Source organism: Gramella sp. AN32, assembly GCF_023718305.1.
Lineage (GTDB): Bacteria > Bacteroidota > Bacteroidia > Flavobacteriales > Flavobacteriaceae > Christiangramia > Christiangramia antarctica.
Genome location: NZ_QEYO01000013.1, coordinates 66397 through 86252 on the forward strand (window position 1 = coordinate 66397; position 19856 = coordinate 86252).

A 19856-nucleotide genomic window follows, 5' to 3' on the forward strand; every position below is an offset into this window, starting at 1 on the left:
AAAAAATTATTCCATTGTTACGTCCAAATCGTTCTTAAAATTATGGGTGATAAAATGAAAAATTGCTAAGCTTTGTAATTCTGCATTCTTTGCACCATATTTCCAACCCTTAATAAATCCAACGGGTATTTTAAGAACTGATTTAAATAGTATAAACATACATGCTAAAAAATAACCTCTTTCCCTAAATATTATAAGCAAATTGCGTGTAGAATAATATTGTCTATTCAATTCTTTTGAATTTCCAAAATTTCTACCTACAGGTCTATAGTTAGTATGAACATTACTGTAACTAAGACGAATATTCCGCCAGGTTTTCGAATCTACAAAACATTTAAACCCGTTTTCTTTTGCCTTCAAACTTAAATCAAGATCTTCAAATGCGAAAAACAGGTTGGGATCTGGTAGAATATCGTTTTTGGGAAGTTTAGAATTTATCATTAAAGTTTGTCCTCCTGCAATTACATCAACTTCTACTATCTCCTTCTCTTTAAGTTCGGAATTTGACAAAGACTGAATTCTACCGGTAATAGAATTTAACTTGGCTCCTTTTCCGCAGAATAATCCCACTTTTTGATTTTGAGCTTCCAACTCGTATATACATTCAAACATTCGCTTGAAAACTGTAAGATCCCGTGGCGGATTATTATCATCTCCCCAATAGATCCATTTAAAACCTTCAGCAGCTAATTTCTCTAAACCAATTTTACTACCCCCAGCCGGACCGGAATTATAACCTACCTTATAATATTCTAGCCTGGGATTATTGAAATTTCGTATTACTTTTTTAGTCTTAGAATCATTGCTATTATCTACAATAAGAATTTTTTCCGGGGGAAATGACTGATTCAGGATTTTTTCAAGTGTTTCCAAAATCAAATGCGATCGATGATAGGTAATAATAAAACCGGCGAAAAATTTAACGTCTTCAGAAATCATAACTCCTGCAGTTCTACCATGCGACGAAACTCTTTATTTTCTGCCAGTAAAGCATTATAACTCCCAATTCCATCAATTTTCCCATCTTTCAGCACAAGAATTCTATCAGCCATTTTAACTGTAGCTAGTCGATGGGCGATAATGATAATAGTATACTCTCCTTTTAGCTTGGAGATATTCTTTTGAATTTCAGACTCCGTTTCACTATCAAGACTACTGGTGGCTTCATCCATAAATAGAATATCAACTTCCTTATATAATTCCCGGGCAATGGAAAGGCGCTGCTTTTGACCACCGCTAATATTTAAACCGTGGTGACCTAATAATGTATTTTCTTTTCCGGGCATTTCTTCAATAAATTTAAATATTGCTGCTTTTTTGGAAGAGTTCTGAAATTTGGTGAGATTAATTTCAGTTTTTTCATCCCAGAAAGTGATATTATTAAATATAGTGTCATTAAATATTGCGGGATTCTGCACTATATAGCCAATCTTTTTTTTATATGAATTCAATTTTACCGTAGCCATATCTAACTGATCGATAAACAAGCTCCCTTTTGAAGGTTGAAGTAAACCGGCGATTATATTCATTAAAGTAGTTTTTCCTGAACCACTTTGGCCTACAATAGCTACAATTTCATTTTTATGGATCTCAAGATTTATATTCTTTAGTACGGGCTTTTTATGATAACTGAATGAAATATTTTTTAGATCTATTTTGTCTTTAAGAAATTTAAATTCTTGGTTCCCATCTTTTTCTGATCCTATCTCCAGTTCATTTTTCAAATTTTCAATATTTAATACACTACCTGAAACGCCCAGGAATAAATTCCACAATTCTTGCATCGAAATGAAAAAAGTAATGGACCTATATAAAAGTAGAAGACTAAGGATTATACCGCCAATGGCTTCATCAAAAAAATAGGAATAAAGAAAGATGGATAGAAAAACAATAAATATGGTGGTAGGTTCCCTGATAGCACCTAAAAGGGCTTCAACAATCCCCGTTTTTTGCTGGTAATTTTCTATGTCTTCTATTTTGGATTTGAGCTTAGAACTGAATTTACCGTTTTGACCGGTTGCCTTTAAATATTGAAAATTGTTGATTTTTTGCATGAGCAAACCTTGGAAATTATGATTTTCCCTGGTAATCACCTTGGAGAAGTATTTAGTCCTTTTATAAAAGTAACGGAAAACGAAGTTCAGCACAAATCCCCCCATTAGCACTAATATGCTAAATTTCCAATCTGTGGCCAAAGCCAAAATTATATAGACCAACACCAAAATTGCTGTCTGTAGGGTTTTAAAGTATTGCCGATAAGCGATATTTAATTTCTGGACTTCGGAACTTAAGCTGTTTTGTAACCTACCTGCATCTGTTAAAACAAATTTTTGATAATCATAATTATCAAGCAAGGAAATATACTGTAACCTAATATTCTTCATAAAATACTGCTGATAAATAACACGTAGGTAGATTTCAAAAAACTTAAAGATGCTTTTCATACAAAAGAATCCGAATATTAAAAGAAAAATATTCAGTAAGGTAAGCTCCATATTCACATGTTCCAGAATGAAACTGCTAATGCTATCCTGTGAAGATTCTGCACTATTGCCGGTACCTACTGCAAGCTGGATTAACGGAATAAACAAGGCGAGCCCAATCCCATCAGCTAAACCCACCAGTAAACTTAAGAATAAAATTAGGTAAACCCTATACCCAAGGTACCTTTGAAAAAAATTGAAGTATTTAAAACTTTTGCTGAAACTCTTAGCGATCATAAATTTCAAGGTAAGGTCAACAAATGATTATCCAGTTCTTCAAAACCCAATTTCTAAAATGCTACCTATATTTCCAAATAGGTATTAATATACCACTTCTGAAAACAAAAAAATGCCCAGACCCTAAAAGTATTATCCTGTTTCCCCGACAAGTGATCCTGTACAAGTTGTTTAATTTCTGAAACATTGAAAATATTTTGAGATTCCAGTAAATTTTCTTCAAGATAAGATTCTAATTCCTTGGATAGGTAACCTCTAAGCCAATCTCCAACTGGAACGCCAAAACCTTTCTTCGACTTATTTAAAAAGTCCTTTGGAAAATGCTGTTCAAATGATTCCTTTAATAGGTATTTTTTGTTCCAACCTTTCATCAAATAATTTTCTGGAAGTTGAGACGTGAAATTCCATAAATCTTTATTTAAAAAAGGGGCCCTACTTTCGAGGGAAGTTAGCATACTGGTGCGATCTACCTTTACCAGCATGTCCCCTTCCAAACTCATTATTTTATCGATATTTCTGAAATCTGTAAGGGTTTTGTTGTTATTACCAATACGTTTTTTATAATAAGCCAGGGAGTCTGCCTGAAAAGCTTCAGAAGTAAGATATTTTTTCAGTTCATCGGGTTGATAGGCCAGGGAAATTATGTTGAAATAAAAATCGCCATCATAATTTATCGCATTAAGCAACCTTTTGGATTTAAACCGTAATCCCCTGCGATCATCTTTAGTGGATAATAAAGGTTTCGATAAATTTTTTATGGTACCATGAATGCCTTTAGGTACAATTGAACTATATCTGGTATTTAATTTTCCTATATAGTACTTATTATAACCACCAAATACTTCATCCCCCCCATCCCCGGTGAGCGCCACTTTAACATGTTGCCTCGTTTTATGAGCCACGAGGTAGGTAGGTAAAGAGGAACTATCTGCAAAAGGTTCATCAAAATTCAGAAGGATGGAATCTACACTTTCTTTCAAGTCATTTTCTGCAACTATAAATTCATGGTGATTGCTATTGATCAAATTAGCTACCGTTCGCGACTTATCAGATTCATCAAAGGATTTTTTTTCAAAACCAATAGAAAAAGTGTCGATTTTCTTATTTGTTTGACTGGCCAGGGCCCAGGAAACAATAGAAGAATCTACGCCTCCTGAAAGAAAGGTACCCAAAGGTACATCTGCAATAGATCTTGAAGATACACTTTCAATAACCTTATCATGGGTGAGTTTCTTGGCTTTCTTAAAAGATATATCCTCTGGAATATCACTTTTAAAGTTCTGATCAATTTCTAAAACCGAAATATTTAAATTATTACAATCGATTTCCAGATAATGATTGGCTTCCAGTTTCTTGACGCTATCGTAAATAGTATAAGGGGCCGGGATATAGGTTAGTTGAAAAAATAGGTTAAGGCCTGGTTTAGAAATTTCAGGTTTGGAATTCAGGACTGCTGTAATCGACTTTAATTCAGAAGCCCAAATAAGCGTATCATTATCCTGAAAGTAATAAAGCGGTTTTTCACCAAAAAAGTCACGCGCTATAAAAACCTTTTTTAGATGGTCATCATAAATGCTGAACGCAAACATACCATCCAGCATAGCGAAGGATTTTTGACCATGTTTTTCATAAAGCTTTAATATAACTTCAGTATCTGAAGTTGTATGGAATGTTACACCTTCCTTCTCCAAAGATTTTTTTAAAATTTGATAGTTATAAATTTCCCCGTTAAAGACAAGGTTTATTTTACCATCACTACTAGCCATAGGTTGTTTCCCAGTGCTCAAATCGATAATGGATAAGCGACGCATGGCCATTCCCATATTAAGGTTATCAGACTTATGCATGAAAAAACCATCCTGATCCGGACCGCGATGAATAATCATATTATTCATCTTCGTTAACTTTTCAGCAATTGATATAGATTCTTTTTTGGTTATAAAACCATTAATTCCACACATAATTGATTATTTAACCAGGTCTCCCAATTCTTTCATATTTAAAGACTGGAAATTAAACTTTTTATGCAATGTCTTAAAATGCTCCAGGATTTTACGAAGGTCTTCGAGGCTATCTTCCGGATGATCCCCAAAATTATGTGGATGCCACCATAGATGATAAATTTGGTCTTTTTTTGCTGCTTTTTCCATTTCAGCAAAAATACGATCCATTTTTAATTTTCTTAATTTGGAATTTGCTTCGACCGGCCTCAAAAATCGACTTGCCGGCTGTTGAAGGGGCAAACCATCATCGCGGTGCAAATCACTAAAAGAATAGCTTTTGTCGCCCAAATTTAGATAAGCATCTCCACTACGTGCTATTTTAGTGCCCAGGCTATTGGATTGTGGATTTTTCCAATACCAATCTCCCGGATTGGACCTTACGTTTTCTATTCCCAAATCATGACATATCCTTAAATATTCCACGTTCATTTGATTCCTTGGGAATACTAAGGATTTTAAAGTAACGTCAAAATTGCGTGCAATGCTAATGGATTTCTTAATATCGTCCTTGAATTCTATCGGGGATTGGCCTTTTTCCAAACAATAATAATGACTATAGGTATGTGTGCCAACTTCCTGCCCATGAGCATCCCTAATTTTAAGAATCAATTCCGGGGAAAATAATTGTTCTTCCATACCCGAATAGTTCAAATTTACTTTTGAGAAATTATAAGCAGAAAGCTTGGATTTTTGATAGGATGGGAGATTTTCTGGGATATTCTCTCGCCATTCTTTCCAGTTTTTATTGAACAACATCCCAACTATTGCCCAGGTTGAATGAACTCCATAATCCTCAAATAAATTCAGGATTTTTGGAATTATTGTTTTAGTATTAGAAAAATATAGATCCTTTTCGCCAGGTAACACATGATCGAATATGCCCCATAAAAGTTCAAAATCCAATGAGATAATAAGTTTACCACTTTGTTTTTTCATGAACCTGAAATTGCTAATTTTTGTAGTTCCTTAGATTTATTTATCCGTTCCATTTTTTTCTTCTGTACTAAATATTTTTTATATTTTTTCTCTGCCAGATAATAATAGATCACAAAAAAGATATAGTACATCACCATGGATTTTTGTCTCATAATAATACCTAGGTTCGACATCACAAAAGTCATGGCAAAGGAAGTACTTAAAAACACAACGAAACTCATCTTTATAAAGGAAGGTGATTTTCTCAAAAATTTCACAAAATCTTTTTTTAAAATTTTAAAAAATAATAATAAATAAAGTAAATTCTCAAAAGAAGTTATAATACCAAGAAAATTAGGCGCATCAAAAAATAATGGCCTAAACCAAAAAGTAAATAGTTTTAATGGTAAGGGATAAGAAGCCATATCTACCCCAGAACCCGCTGAACTCAAATCCTTACTACGGATTTCAGAAAAATCCTCAAAATCCCCCACCAGATTATCGGAACCCTCTAAATCCACGACTGCCAGGATTGCATCTTGAGCAAGATACAATCCTGTAATTAAGGCCGTATATATTAATAATTTTCGTCTAAAAGATATTTTTTCTTGACCACTCATATAACCCAGAACAGTTCCCAAAGCTACGAACAAAAATACATGAGGTCTAATAAAATATATTATGAATGAGCCTAAAACGAGTAAAAAGACTCTGGATCCAGGTTTTACAATAGCATAACTAAACATCATGAGACCTAAGAAAATTGCTGAACCTTTTCCCAATGAGGCTGTCCAAAAATGCATATTTGGAAAAAGAAGGATTAGCGTGAAGAGGTCAAATCTTTTAAAAACTTTAACTTTTACAGGGATATTCTCCCTGAAAAATAAATAAGCATACAAAAATCCAAGATAACCGAACCAAGCAAATGTTAACATTATCATCTCATAATTGAAACCCAAGACATAAAATGGATAAGAAATAAAATTTATAAAGGAGGTGTCTGTACCAAATAAGTCTAACCACTTACCCGTATAATCTTTTAAGTTTCCGAAATAATTTTTAGAGTCTGAGGGATTGTTATAAGCATACCATAAATAAACGCAGTAGAAGAAAATATGATAAAAATAAAGCATATTCATCTTTTTTTTGTCAAAAAAAGAATGCTTCTTTTTAAAAAAATTATAAATAATTTGATTTAATATTAAAAACACTAAAATCAAAAAGAGTACCCCAAGCATAGTTTAAAATAATTCTAAATCACCAATACTATTATTCCAATTCTTTATTCCCTTAAATTTTTTATAGTTTTTTTCTGAAAGATTAAGGTAGCGAAAGGTTAATATTGGTCCAAAATCTCCTCTTAAATATGGTAAATCAAAAACCAAATGATTCGGTGAATAGGTAATAATATGTGCATTAAATTTTTTACACCATGTTTTCAATATTTTTTTTAATTCTTTCAATCCATTTGAATTCAAATATAAACTTTCAGATATTCGCAATTCCCTAATATTCTTCCTTTTTTTTATATAACCAGCAAGATACACCTTGTCACTTTTATAGATTTCATATTGTTGTAGAGGATTATTTTCATATCGCCAGTACAAAAATTCAGAAGATTTTGGAGTGAAGGATAATTTTTTTTCAACTTGCATCTTATTCCACAAGGTAACTAACTGTTTATTTTGAGAGTACTTATCTATTATTTCATAATCTTTTCGCCTTTTACTTTTGAGAGAAAATGCTCCTAAGTTAGGTTTTAAGGCAACTTCGATTTTCCCAACAATTTCCCAACCCATCTTTAAATATCCTGGTCTACTTTGATCGTTAGGGGTATTATAAATTAAAGAAATGCCTTTATCCTTAGCTACTTTAACTGCAGCTTGTGTTAATTTTTTAAAAACTCCTTTTCCCTGGTGATTGGGGTGGGTTGCAGTATCTACTGCTCTGTATGCCATATAAACACTCTCTCTAATTTGCCATTCCCATGCCATAAATGCTCTTACACCAATAATTTTGTCATTCTCAATTCCCACCAAAACCAATGATTTTCCAAAGGGATTTAAATTATGTTTATAATTCCATATTTCTTTTGATAATGGAAAATCATCCTCTCCTAAACTTAATTTTAAAACTTGGATGATCTCATCCAAATCTTCTGGTTCACCCTCTCTTATTATCATAAAGTTCTAGATATATGTTCTCTAAGGATTCAACTAATCGATCCAAACTAAAATGTTTCAGCACTTTTTCCCGAGATTTAACTTTTGCTAATTCCAATTTTTCTGAAGTATTGAGTATATTACTAGCCTTTTCCGCTAAACATTCACTATCTCCAACATCGCACAAATACCCATCTTCATTATCAGTAATTACCTCCACTACACCGCCCGCTTTCGTTGAAATAATTGCGCAACCACAACTCATGGCTTCCAGTAATGCTATAGGCAATCCTTCAAAGTGGGAACTCATCATATAAATATCCATAGCCGAAAAAAAGGATACCGTATCTTCCTGAAGACCTGTTAGGAAAATTTTATTTTCAAGGTTACTTCTTTCAATTTTTTCTTTAATTACATCTTCTTCTGGGCCAGCACCTATCAATAAACCATAAACATTTGGATTGTTTTTTTCTACAATTTTGAAAGCTTCAATCCAATCAAGCAAGCCTTTTTGTTTCCTGAATACAGCAACGTTCCCTATTACCGCTCCGCTTTCAGGAATACCATATATATTCCTGATTTTTAATCGGCTCTTACTTTCAAATATAAATTTGTTAGTATTTACACCATTCAAAATAGTTTTAACTTTAATTTTTGGTTTTATATTTTCCCTTATCGAACGCGTGACATCTGAAGAAACTCCTAAAGCAAGGCTTTGATAATTAAAAGTTAGGCGATTTAAAGTTTTCGTTAAAAAATGGTATTTCTCCTGAATATTATGTTCTGTATAAATTGAAGGAATGCCTGTTCTTTTATGGATTAAACGTCCCAAAAATCCAGACCAAGGTAAATGGCAATGAATTATATTAATTCTCTCAGTTTCAATATAATTCATAACATTTTTAGTTTGTGTAAAAATCCTTAAATTATTATTTGCCGGAAAACATTTAACAATACCACCATGAGATTCAAGTGCTGATACCATTTGATTCTTCCATGGTAAAAAATAAATATAATGAAATTCAAACTGGTTGGAATTATGTAAGTACAAAGTTTCCGGTAGAAGCATCTCAGCTCCTCCCCGACCTAAAGATTTGATTATATGTAAAACTTTAATCTTTTTATAAGTCATTAATTTTTTATATATCTATTTTATAACTACTTCATTATAAGTTCTTCATAGGAGAAAATAAATTCCTTTGCTATATCTTTAATTAGATAGTTTTCTACAATCGATCTATTAGCATTCTCCAATACTTGCTCTGAGGAATCCCGCAAAGCTTTCTCGAGGGCTAGCACAAAAGAATCATTATTCAAATTTTCAACTAAATAACCTGTCTTTTTATTTAAAATTTCTGATATACCGCCCACGTCGTATGCTACAACAGGAGTCTTACAATACATTGCTTCCAATATTACTGCAGGCAGTCCCTCTATGAGACTTGGTAATACTAAAGCATCAGCAAATTTAATATAAGGCTGAGGAAATTCTAATTCACCATGCAAAATTACTTTATCCTTTAAATCCAATTCATTTATTTTTTTTAAAATTTGGAATTTTAATGGTCCATCCCCAATGATATGTAATATTAAATTGGGATTACGAATGATTATTTCTGAAAAAATTTTTAAAAGTTTTAGGTGTTGTTTCTCCTCTGTTAAGGAACCAACATGTGCTATATTTTTAAATTCTGAATTATATGGTGAAATTAAATTTTGGTAGGCATCCGCAACAACTCCGATTGGAATTACCTTAGAGATTGAATTGGTAAATGGAAACAAAATATTTAAATCATTTCTTGAAAAATTTGAGACAGAAACTATAGAAGATACATTTTTTAGTAAAAAAGAATTAAATTTCTTTGAATAAAAAGTTTTGATATAAAAGCTAGAAACACTAGCATTCCGGTAGAGGATGGGTTGTTTCCAATTATAAATTTTTTTAGAAAAAACAGTGTACTTTAAGGTGTCGGCGGCATTCGCTTGTACAATATCCGGTTTAAAATCTTTAATTACTTTATTTATATGCTTCCATCCATTATAATCTATGTACCTGAAATTTTTTTTGCTGTTTAGTACGTTGATTTTATTCTGGAATGGCAAGTCGGACTTTCCATCATAAATACTATAAATTAAAACTTCATGGCCTTTTTCTAGAAGCTCATTAGATAATTGACAACAAAATATTTCCGCACCTCGATATTGTTTTTTTTGAATTATTTGTAATATTTTAAGTTTTTTTCTTCCAGAAATAGCATTTTTATCATTAATCAATTTCTTATAACAATCTTCAAATTCTTTTGATATTTTAAGATTAGTGAAATTATTTTTCACTAATTGTTTGGAGTTTCTTTGTATTTCCTTTTGGATCGTTAGGTTATTTAAAACAAGTAAGGATTTTTCAATAAATAATTTTTCATCACCCGTAGTAATTAATTGTCCTGTTACTCCAGATTTTACAACTTCTCCAATGCCTCCTACATCGTACGCGATAACAGGACATCCACAATACATAGATTCTAAAAGGACTGCAGGCAAACCTTCAATAAAACTTGGTAACAAAAAAAGAGAGGAATTATTTAAAATTTCAAGAACGTCCGTTCTGTAATCGAGAAAGTGAACATTCTTATTCAATTTTTTCTTTTGAACCAATTCTCTAATATGATTTTGCAAATTTCCTTTACCTATCAATAAAAGCTGACTATTTGGAATTTCATCATGTATCTCTTTAAAAATATTAATTACTCCAACATGATTCTTTTCAGGTACAAACCCGCCAATATGTGTTAGGACAGGGCCTTTTAGAAAAATATCTTTTAAATCTTTTGAAATGTTTTTAATGTTTTTATCCTCAACTCCTATGGTAATTGTTTCAATCTTATTAGGTGGAAATTCGAAAGTTCGTGAAAAATCCTTTTCACACTCTTTACTTACAGAGATTACATAATCGAGTTGTTTGAGATAAAAAGAATTCAGGGATTTTTTTAGAGATGTATTTATAAAATCCCCCATTTTATTAGCATTCCTAAAAATCAATTTATTTTTCCAACCAAAAAAATATTTAGAACTTGCTGTAAATTTAAGTGTATCCGATGCGTTTGCTTGAACAATATCTGTATTAAAACGTTTCAGAATATCTTTGAATTGTCTCCATCCGGTCCAATCATATAATCTTTGGGAATAAGGACGATTTAATTGAACTATTTCTCCCTTAAAGGGTAATTCGGCTTCGCCTTCAAAAATAGCTACGACTATTACATCATGTCCATTATTCACTAAATGATTGGAAAGCTGACAGGCGAAAATTTCGGCACCTCTAAGTTGAGGTTTTTGAATTACTTGAATTATTTTCAAATAAAAAATTTTAATTGTAAAATATTAATTTTAGTGATCTATTTTTATAGTCTATTTCTATACAGATTTAATTCAAGCGCTTAATATAGACCTTATTAATCTCATGTTAACTCATTTTTTTTAGGAAAATTAATATTATTATTACATTACCTCATTCAAAAGATTACAAAATATCAAACTTTACGATTTCAAACTATTGCTGGTTTATTTCTACTGTCAAGAATTTGAAATTTATTCTTTAAAGAATTAATAGGAGATTCAATTAAAAACCATGATATGGAACTAATAATGATTAAAACTCCAAAACTCGTTAAAAAAATGAAAGCCGGATAGAATATATTTTGATTGTCGAGTGGTAATCTATTGTAAACACTATCCATCAATCCATGAATGAAAGGATGAAACAAATACATCCCGTAGCTTATTTTCCCAATAAACATTACCGGTTTTATTGATAAAATTTTATTCAAAAAACTTCCTGAATATCTTTCATCAATGACATATAATATTAATAAACCAGTAAATACACTGGTAATTGTTCTGGTGCTAAATATTTGATAATTAATTGTGCTTAAAATTATAAAAGCAGAAGAGAATATCCACAGAAAATTCCTCAATTTTATTATTTTCGAAATTTTATAATTTTTATAATAAGCCAGAAGAGACCCTATTCCAAATGCATCAAATGCGTTAAAAGTCAATAGTTCATAATAAAAAAAATCTTTTTTCATTATAAACTGTGATATAATTGAAAAAAATATTAATGAAATTATTACTAATCTAATATATTTATTTGAAATTAAGAAAAGTAGAAAGGGCCAAATCAAGTAATATTGTTCTTCAACCGCCAATGTCCATAAGTGGGTAACTGTCCCAAAAAATGATTGTTTTTCGAAAAATAAAATATTGGAAGTATACGTCAAAAAGTAAAAAATATTTTGCGTAATAGCATCATATCCATAAAAAAACAAGAAACCTATAAGTATATAATAAATGGGGAAAATTCTTAGAGATCTTCGTATAAAAAAGATTCTTAAAGCTCTACTTAATGTTAATTTACCTACATTTATTTTGTCCTTATATCCAAATAAAATACTTGAAATTAAGAATCCGCTTAAAACAAAGAAAATTGTAACACCTATCGCACCGTTAGGGCTAAAATTAAAAAGATGATTTTTTGGCAACCAATGATGAATTATTACCAATAATATTGCAAAAAATCTCAATCCATCAAGTTCTTTATAATAATTCATTAAGGAAATTCTATTTTAATTTATCAATTAATACCACACCTATCCTAAAGTTAAAAATTAAAAAAATCTGAGAATTCCATTTTTTGTTTTGCAGAAAAAAAACAATTTCATGGGACTCTTCAGACGCACCAAAAGTACAAACAAGCCACTAATCCGCCAAATTATTGGGACGTTGAAGACCTGCACATTTCAAACGATTATTAAGTTTACAAGGGTTATTTTTAAGATGATGCCCACCATTAATTTGGGGCTATAATCTAGACATAAGCTTCACTTTAAGTGACATTAACAGCGGATAAATCTAATTCTGTAATAACTCTATAACTAAGGGAGTAAGGTCCCTAAGGGGTTACGGGGAAATAAACATAGAAAAGTCGACATTGATTTTCTTATTCTATTTGATTTCATATCCAATTGTAAAGCCTTAAGCAAAGGTTTATTGCAAGTTTTATAAGGTTGTAAGCGAAAATATTTATTTACAAAAGTGAGTAAATAATTTTTTTTCAATATTTGATAATCATCTATTTTTATTTATTAATTTCTCTAACTCTACATCCCAAGTTCCATTTTTTAAAATATATTCCTTTCCTTTTGCAGCAATAAGATTCCGCTTTTCCGGGTCATTATAGAGGTCAATAATTTTTCTGGCAGTACCTTCTATATCTCCAACATTATATAATTTTAAATGGATATCATTATGAAACATTTTTGGGATTTCACCAGCATTTGGGGCAAGAGTTGCCTTCCCTGCACCTAAATATTCTCTTAACTTTAATGGTGAGTAATGAAAATCACTAGCGCTTCTTGCACTAACAATTGCCAAATCAAAAGCTTCTACGTAGTTAGGAATCTCAGTGAATGATTTTCTACCTGTAAAAACAACAAAATCATTAATCCCTAGTTCATTAGTCAACTTTACAATATTTACCATTTCGAAACCATCCCCCACCAGAACTAATCTCGATATATTAATTGATTCATGAACTTTTTTGAAGACTCGTAATAGAATATCCAATCCATGGAAACTACGAAAAGACCCAGTCCACCCAATTACAAATTTATTTTGTAATTTATAATCCTTTATAATATCCTGGGGATTTGCATTAGAAAAAAGATGGGCATCAACTGCCATTGGCGATACCTGGATTTTCTTTTCTGAAATTCCCATCGTAATTAACTTTTCAGCGACTTGAGAAGAAACGCAAGCAACGATATCAGCTCGTTTTAAAGATCTGGTTTCCATTTCCTCTAATAATCTTCCCCATAAAGGTCTTTTAACTCCCCATTTAGCAGCTTCCCATACTTGAGGAGCATGCACGTAAATTATAAAGGGAACGTTGTGTTTTTTTGCGAGCTTATAACCAATCCCTGGGAAAAAATCATGTTGTTCCCATACTAATGAAACCTCATTTTCCAGATCTGGTAGCTTGTACTTGAAAAAATTATTATACAATGAAGTTTTCCAAAGTAAAATATCTTTAATTAAGGTTATAAGAGTTGTAGGCAGAAATGAACTGAGTTTTTTATTTCTGGATTTTGAAATTTGGGGTACCTTTCCAAGAGGATATTTTAAAACTTCCATAGGAAGAGCAATACGATCCGTGGTTAGAATATAGGCTTTCCCAAATTTTCGTTCTGCTGCTGCAGCCCAACCCCCAACGGTTATCCAAAGGGCTTCAGAGCCATGCCATGCCTTGCTAGAACGAGGCATTATGAATAAAGAAATTTTTGTCATTTTCATTTAATATTTTTTAATCTATTTCTTTAAAACTTTTAACGATATCAGTTAAAGCGGAATCAAGAATTATAATAGGATCAGAATTTTTAAGTTTTTCTACCTGTTTTATAAACTGTACCAATTCCAGATCAGGGTTGTGAAGCCCTTGTGTTTTAATATGTTTTTGGTTAGCTTCCATATTTATTAATTGATTTCGATAATCAACAGCATAAGGGGTTTTAAAAAATGTAAATCCTGTAATATAAACCTCCTTGCAATTTGAATTTAAAACTGTATGTAAAGCGGAAAAACCAACCGTTGGAATCCATTTACCAAATTTTTCATTAATATGTTGAGAAAAGGATCGAGCTAGAATATATGTTACATTCTCATTCAAATTTCTTTTATAATAATTTAAATGTGTCCATATCCCTTTAAAATTGTAATTAGGATTTACAATGAAGCGAATACATTGTTCTTTATATAATTCAAAGTCTATAGGGCCACCTCCACTATCGGAATTCTCATAAAATGAGTGGAACAAAACATCAGTGCGGCTACCTATAAACTTTGATTTTTCAGGTCTCCAGGAATGAGGCGCTTTATTAACCCTGACTATAAAATCAAAAGAATCAATATAGGCCCCATTTTCCTTTTCGAATGCTGAGTCGGCAGCACCAATAACAGCAACTCTTTTTCCCTTGAAAACATCTTCCGGATGGAAAATTTTTGTTGAGACAAGCATCAACCTCAGACCTTTTAAAGTATTATATAATTTCATGTTTCGGTAAAGGATTCTATATAAGAAGATTTTAATATTTTGAGCTGCTCATTATTATATCCATAGAATTCTATGTTATTAATTTCAGCAGCTTCATAATCATTAATAGAATCTCCTATTAAAAGCGTTTCTTCGTTTATATACCTATGATTTAATAAAAGTTTACACACCAATTTTTTTTTGGGAACAGGCGAACCGTGTATGGAGATAAAATATCGGGAAACATTAAGTTGTTCGCATAAGTATCTAAGTTCTTCTCCATCTGAACCGGACACGATATGCATATTATATTTCTTGTAATTCTCCTTTATGAAATCCAAAGAATCTTCTATCAACAATCCCGGTTGCACTAGTTCTTTCCGCATGATTTCGGAAAACTTTTGTGACCATTCTTTTATCTCTTCCTCTGAAACCTTTTCTTCTCTTATTTCTTCAAAAAAATGTCTAAATTTTACATATCTGGAAAGTCCCCCGTTTTTCAAGTGAAATTGCATTAATAGGTCCACTTGCTCATTTGGAAATTTCTTAAGGACCATTTCAAAACCTCTATTGCGAACCGGCATAGAATCCATAATGACCCCGTCAAAATCCCAAAATATATTTCTTTTATTTATAAAGTTTCTCATAAACCGCTTCAGCTATTTTAAAATCATCTTCCCAATCAATATCCAGGGATTGGATTTTATTCATTTCAAATAAGAAAGGTTTTTTTCCTACCCTATCCCCATTCTTTTCATAAACAGAACGAGGAGAAAGAAAGATGGCACTATTTATTTCATAGATTTTTTTCAAATCCTGAGTTTGAGGCCACCTTTTTTTACCAAGCCTATTTATGATATCATTTTCTTCTCTGCTCCACAAAAAGTTTTGAAAGGGAGTAACCGAGATAAGTGAATCAAAACCTTGACTCAATGAATTTTCGTATTTATTAATGCTTAGATTATATAATTCTGTATCTACAAAGGGGGAGGTTACATGTGTCCATAAAATATGTTCACAATTTGTAATGGTTGGCACATAGGCGATTAAATCGGATAGATTTGTACTGCTCGATGCCAAATATCCTGGCCTAATGTCAAGTTTTAAATTAGGATGTGTTGGAGTGATCTTATTTACTATTTCTATAGAAGCTTCATCATTTGTAGATAAAATTATTTCATCTACTTTCAGTTTAACCAACTGTTTTAATTTTAATTCCAGAAGCCCATGCTGAACCCCAGCAAAGGGTCTGGTATTCTTATTCGGAACTCTCTGACTTCCTTTTCGTGTTGGTAAAAAGACCGCTAAGGACATAGTTTTATATTAAGGCAAAAACTGATTGATGATTCAATTCAGTATAAGAAGTTGACGTAATTGATATTGGGATTAATCCGCTTACTTCCTTTAATTTTTTGAATATGTATTCATTTTCATTGAACAATTCCAATTCTTGCGGGGTAATATCTCCGTAATACCCATCGTAACCCGCAACAAAAATACTTTCCACGTCCATTTTTAAAGCTACTTCCACAGCCAGAGCGGTAACAGATTCTTTAAACTTATCAGTAAAGGATATTCCACCTAGCTGGTATGCAACATTTTCCAGACTTTTTGGAATATAGGTACCCATGGTTCTTGGATAAGGAGGTAAAACGACAATTTTTTTAGTATCTGAAATTACATTAAAGGTCTTCTCCAACCTATAACCTTCATTTCCAGCCAAACAATGAATTTGCAATTGTTGAGCATCTTTAAATTCTTTAGCGTTTTTAGAACTGGCGTGAATCAAACATATCTCGGGATTTTTAGCGATAAATTCATTGAGCGCTTTTGCCTGTTTTGTGCCACTAGGTCCTCCACCAATTATGAGTACACTTTTAAATTTTTTATTATTCCGGAAATCCTCAAGATCTACATTGTCTTTTATTCCTTGGGATTGATTAGAAAGAGCCCTTATTATACTATTTAAAGAATAATACCTTTTGGTAACCCATTCCATCACGTCTTTTTGAGGCAGAGAGTGTGCACCGGAAACCATATAGGGCAGGTTTGTACCCCATCCATACTCATTCTGCATTTTAGAAAAGGGATCTACCACTTTACTCAAGGCATTAAAATCCAAATCAATTAATCCTTTTGAATTTAATGAAGTTAATAATAATTCCGTACTCAAGTTACCAGCGCCTCGACCCATTCCCGTTACTGTAGTATCCACCATGGCTGCGCCACATTCTATAGCGGTCAAGGTATTAATAAGTCCCATTTCCAAATTGTTATGCCCGTGGAATCCAATTTTTACATCTGTTTGATTTCTAACAAGTTCATATGTCTTTTTAACCTCTTCAGGATATACTCCCCCAAAGGAATCTACCATATAAAAATAATCTACAATTCCGTGTACATCCTTAATTTGTTTCAAAAACTCCTTTTCCTGTTCCCATAGGGACATATACATCACGTTAAATCCAACTTCGAAGCCTAATTTTTTCACGGCTTGAGCAAGTACGAGTGCGCGTTTGAAATTTTTTGGATCAATAGCGATCCTTACCATATCCAGGTAACCTACACAAGGAGATAAAAGATCAGGAACATCCTCTGCCCTTATATCTTTTTCATTTAGAATAACTACCAGTTTCTTATTACTTAAAGCCTTAGCATTTTCCAATACGTATGGAGGACAATAAAAATATTCGCCAAGATATGATTTCATGGGATTTGACCGGTATCCAAGTTCTAGGTATTCTACGGGGAGTTTGTTGAAGGATTCAAAATAAATCTTAACCAGATCTTTATCAAAATCCCAATTAGTGTAATAACCCCCGTCACGAAGGGTGCAGTCTAATATTTTAATCTCTAAATTTTGATGTGGCATCTTAATATTTTATTATTTTATAAATTTCATTTTAAACTTGGTGAAAAATCTTATAATCCAATGTTAATACTTGAATATTAATTAGAACACAATTCTTCAATTAATTCTATATATTCCAAACCTAATTTCTCTAATTTAAACTTCTCAACACTCTTAACTGCATTTTTGCTTTTTTGAGAAACTAATTCCTTATCTTCATAAACCTGATCAAGCAAAGCGACCAATTCTGGTTCATTTCTTGGCTCGAATAAGAAACCATTAAAATTATTAACTACCATTTCGGAAGGCCCCGATTTACAATTGGAAGCAATTACCATCTTTCCTAAACTTAAGGCTTCAAGAATTACAATACAAAAACTTTCAAAATTGGATGCATTCACTAAAAATTGAGAATTTTTGATATAAGGATATGGATTACTTTTAAATCCTAATAAGAATACTTTATCAGATAAATTTAAATCTGATATTTGCTTTTTTAAATCTACCATTAAAGAACCATCACCAACTATAATAAGGTTTGAAGTTTTATTAATCTTACTTTTTGCATAGCTAGAAATGAGGAGTGTAAAATTCTTCTGTTCACTTAACCTTCCAATGGCGGAAATGTAGGGTTTTTTAAAAATAAACTCCTCTACGCCTTCTTGATCTTCAGATAAAACATTTAGCCTTTCAAAATCAACCGAATTATAAATTGTAATAAATTTATCTCTATATTTTGGTCGGGCTTCTGTAATTTCTTCTACAGTTCCTCGGGAAGGCCCAATAATTTTTTTTACTCCACTCCATTTGCATACAAAATCTGCTATCCTATGTCTTTTTTTTCCTAATGAATAAGGGTTAACATCAAAAGTTCCTACAATATTTCGACAAAACGTAAAACATGATAAAAAACTACTGAAATAAGTAAAACCAATAACAACATCCGGTTTAAATTTTCTGCTCAAAATTCCTATTCGAACAATATTATTTGAATGATGAAAATATCGTGAAGAGTTTATATTCTTATTAAGAATATGAATTTTGCTTTTATCAATTGTGTGAGGAATTTGAAAAATAGGTTTTTGAATTGCGAAATTAACGTCATAACCATTTCTCAATAGCTCTTCCCCTATATTAATAGCCATTTTCTCAGCACCTCCTATTTTAAAAGAACCTATAACAATTAAAACTTTTTTTTTCTTATTTGTGGGCATAATTCTATAAATAAATACTAATTATTGTTTTTATAATAATCTAATATTGATAGGGATAGTTTTTCTAAGTCGAAATTAAGTTCTTTAGTAGTGGCCAATCGGTAGGCTTCAGAATAATTAATCTTATTAAGGTCGTCTAGATGAATTACGTCATGATCATTTATTCCAACACCGCTATAATAATCATTAAATTTAAAATCTCCACCAACTAACTTATTGGTGAAGGTAAATCGAAGTGAAGGAATTTGGTAAGCATCGGTTAGTATTAATCCATGTAAAGAGCTAGAAATAACGATATCACATTCACAAATTTGATCAATAATTTCAAAAACTTGGTCATTCTTAACAAGAGGACTAATTATCGTAACATCCTTATTATTTTTCACTTGAGTATTAGTTAAAAAATAGTCCAATTCTGAATAGTGAGGGATGATTCCCATCTTGAATTTTTTGCTTTTTTTTGGATTGTAAAAAGTGGGAAACAATAATGCAGGATCTCCAAATATATTATCGTGCTTAATACCAAAACCCTCCATAATAGCTGCTGATCCTTTTCCTCTTAATGCTAAAATTTTTGAAGGAGTGCCTTTAAGATGTTTTGGTGGATAAATAAACCCGGAACCCCATATAACAGCATTATCTAAGCCGGGATGGTGAAGTATACTCCCTATCCCAAACAATTTTGGTTTATTCAAAGGATTATAAATCCTTTTAAAGGATACGGTTTTTTTTCCTGTAATTTTTTCTACTAAATATGGATTAATATAATCCCCCCAATTTTTACTGAAATCGGAATAATAAAGCAAAATGGGATCGTTAAAAAGATATTCTTTAAAATCTGCTGAGAGAATATTTTTAGTTTTTGTAGTGTATTTAAATAATTCCGTTTTTAATTTAATAGACATAT

At 31.7% G+C, this 19856-nt stretch carries 16 protein-coding genes; all 16 read right to left on the bottom strand.

Annotated elements, in window-relative coordinates; genetic code table 11:
* Nucleotides 1–6 precede the first annotated feature (6 nt).
* On the bottom strand, nucleotides 7–939 hold the full coding sequence (locus DHD80_RS13870) for a glycosyltransferase (protein ID WP_251742053.1): 933 nt from the start codon (nucleotides 937–939) through the stop codon (nucleotides 7–9).
* Nucleotides 936–2720 (bottom strand): ABC transporter ATP-binding protein, encoded by a 1785-nt coding sequence (locus DHD80_RS13875; protein ID WP_251742054.1) that lies wholly within the window; start codon nucleotides 2718–2720, stop codon nucleotides 936–938. The genes DHD80_RS13870 and DHD80_RS13875 overlap by 4 nt, the downstream gene beginning before the upstream one ends.
* Before the next feature lie 65 nt (nucleotides 2721–2785).
* Nucleotides 2786–4681 carry an asparagine synthase (glutamine-hydrolyzing) gene (gene asnB / locus DHD80_RS13880; RefSeq protein ID WP_251742055.1) on the bottom strand — a complete coding sequence of 632 codons (1896 nt, stop codon included), beginning with the start codon at nucleotides 4679–4681 and terminating at the stop codon, nucleotides 2786–2788.
* A gap of 6 nt (nucleotides 4682–4687) precedes the next feature.
* Nucleotides 4688–5659: a polysaccharide deacetylase family protein gene (locus DHD80_RS13885; RefSeq protein ID WP_251742056.1), complete on the bottom strand. Its 972-nt coding sequence runs from the start codon at nucleotides 5657–5659 to the stop codon at nucleotides 4688–4690.
* Nucleotides 5656–6777 carry a hypothetical protein gene (locus DHD80_RS13890; protein ID WP_251742057.1) on the bottom strand — a complete coding sequence of 374 codons (1122 nt, stop codon included), beginning with the start codon at nucleotides 6775–6777 and terminating at the stop codon, nucleotides 5656–5658. The genes DHD80_RS13885 and DHD80_RS13890 overlap by 4 nt, the downstream gene beginning before the upstream one ends.
* 102 nt (nucleotides 6778–6879) lie before the next feature.
* A complete protein-coding gene (locus tag DHD80_RS13895) occupies nucleotides 6880–7821 on the bottom strand; it encodes a GNAT family N-acetyltransferase (protein ID WP_251742058.1) in 942 nt (313 codons plus the stop codon).
* Nucleotides 7802–8932, bottom strand: coding sequence for a glycosyltransferase (locus DHD80_RS13900; RefSeq protein ID WP_251742059.1), 1131 nt, complete (start codon nucleotides 8930–8932; stop codon nucleotides 7802–7804). Before DHD80_RS13900 ends, DHD80_RS13895 begins: the two co-directional genes overlap by 20 nt.
* A 26-nt stretch (nucleotides 8933–8958) precedes the next feature.
* Entirely contained in the window at nucleotides 8959–11154 is a 2196-nt protein-coding gene (locus DHD80_RS13905) for a glycosyltransferase (protein WP_251742060.1), read from the bottom strand.
* A 188-nt stretch (nucleotides 11155–11342) separates the two neighbouring features.
* The gene (locus DHD80_RS13910; protein ID WP_251742061.1) at nucleotides 11343–12407 is read right to left on the bottom strand and encodes an acyltransferase; all 1065 of its coding nucleotides are present in this window, start codon (nucleotides 12405–12407) and stop codon (nucleotides 11343–11345) included.
* Between the two features lie 517 nt (nucleotides 12408–12924).
* Nucleotides 12925–14148, bottom strand: a complete 1224-nt coding sequence (locus tag DHD80_RS13915; protein WP_251742062.1) for a glycosyltransferase — start codon at nucleotides 14146–14148, stop codon at nucleotides 12925–12927.
* 10 nt (nucleotides 14149–14158) lie between these two features.
* Nucleotides 14159–14905: a glycosyltransferase family 29 protein gene (locus DHD80_RS13920; RefSeq protein WP_251742063.1), complete on the bottom strand. Its 747-nt coding sequence runs from the start codon at nucleotides 14903–14905 to the stop codon at nucleotides 14159–14161.
* Nucleotides 14902–15531 carry an HAD-IA family hydrolase gene (locus DHD80_RS13925; RefSeq protein ID WP_251742064.1) on the bottom strand — a complete coding sequence of 210 codons (630 nt, stop codon included), beginning with the start codon at nucleotides 15529–15531 and terminating at the stop codon, nucleotides 14902–14904. Before DHD80_RS13925 ends, DHD80_RS13920 begins: the two co-directional genes overlap by 4 nt.
* Entirely contained in the window at nucleotides 15512–16198 is a 687-nt protein-coding gene (locus tag DHD80_RS13930) for a hypothetical protein (protein ID WP_251742065.1), read from the bottom strand. Before DHD80_RS13930 ends, DHD80_RS13925 begins: the two co-directional genes overlap by 20 nt.
* Before the next feature lie 4 nt (nucleotides 16199–16202).
* Complete coding sequence (locus tag DHD80_RS13935; protein WP_251742066.1) at nucleotides 16203–17756, bottom strand: aldolase catalytic domain-containing protein; 1554 nt, start codon at nucleotides 17754–17756, stop codon at nucleotides 16203–16205.
* A gap of 77 nt (nucleotides 17757–17833) precedes the next feature.
* The gene (locus DHD80_RS13940; protein WP_251742067.1) at nucleotides 17834–18949 is read right to left on the bottom strand and encodes a glycosyltransferase; all 1116 of its coding nucleotides are present in this window, start codon (nucleotides 18947–18949) and stop codon (nucleotides 17834–17836) included.
* 17 nt (nucleotides 18950–18966) lie between these two features.
* Nucleotides 18967–19854, bottom strand: a complete 888-nt coding sequence (locus DHD80_RS13945) for a polysaccharide pyruvyl transferase family protein (protein ID WP_251742068.1) — start codon at nucleotides 19852–19854, stop codon at nucleotides 18967–18969.
* Nucleotides 19855–19856 lie beyond the last annotated feature (2 nt).

Bases quoted from the DNA above. Each gene is read 5' to 3' on its own strand.
- DHD80_RS13890 (WP_251742057.1), bottom strand. From the start codon at position 6,777: ATGAATATGCTTTATTTTTATCATATTTTCTTCTACTGCGTTTATTTA.
- DHD80_RS13935 (WP_251742066.1), bottom strand. From the start codon at position 17,756: ATGCCACATCAAAATTTAGAGATTAAAATATTAGACTGCACCCTTCGT.
- DHD80_RS13895 (WP_251742058.1), bottom strand. From the start codon at position 7,821: ATGATAATAAGAGAGGGTGAACCAGAAGATTTGGATGAGATCATCCAA.
- DHD80_RS13920 (WP_251742063.1), bottom strand. From the start codon at position 14,905: ATGAAATTATATAATACTTTAAAAGGTCTGAGGTTGATGCTTGTCTCA.
- DHD80_RS13875 (WP_251742054.1), bottom strand. From the start codon at position 2,720: ATGATCGCTAAGAGTTTCAGCAAAAGTTTTAAATACTTCAATTTTTTT.
- DHD80_RS13910 (WP_251742061.1), bottom strand. From the start codon at position 12,407: ATGAATTATTATAAAGAACTTGATGGATTGAGATTTTTTGCAATATTA.
- DHD80_RS13885 (WP_251742056.1), bottom strand. From the start codon at position 5,659: ATGAAAAAACAAAGTGGTAAACTTATTATCTCATTGGATTTTGAACTT.
- DHD80_RS13925 (WP_251742064.1), bottom strand. From the start codon at position 15,531: ATGAGAAACTTTATAAATAAAAGAAATATATTTTGGGATTTTGACGGG.
- asnB (WP_251742055.1), bottom strand. From the start codon at position 4,681: ATGTGTGGAATTAATGGTTTTATAACCAAAAAAGAATCTATATCAATT.
- DHD80_RS13930 (WP_251742065.1), bottom strand. From the start codon at position 16,198: ATGTCCTTAGCGGTCTTTTTACCAACACGAAAAGGAAGTCAGAGAGTT.
- DHD80_RS13945 (WP_251742068.1), bottom strand. From the start codon at position 19,854: ATGTCTATTAAATTAAAAACGGAATTATTTAAATACACTACAAAAACT.
- DHD80_RS13940 (WP_251742067.1), bottom strand. From the start codon at position 18,949: ATGCCCACAAATAAGAAAAAAAAAGTTTTAATTGTTATAGGTTCTTTT.
- DHD80_RS13900 (WP_251742059.1), bottom strand. From the start codon at position 8,932: ATGACTTATAAAAAGATTAAAGTTTTACATATAATCAAATCTTTAGGT.
- DHD80_RS13915 (WP_251742062.1), bottom strand. From the start codon at position 14,148: ATGAAAATGACAAAAATTTCTTTATTCATAATGCCTCGTTCTAGCAAG.
- DHD80_RS13870 (WP_251742053.1), bottom strand. From the start codon at position 939: ATGATTTCTGAAGACGTTAAATTTTTCGCCGGTTTTATTATTACCTAT.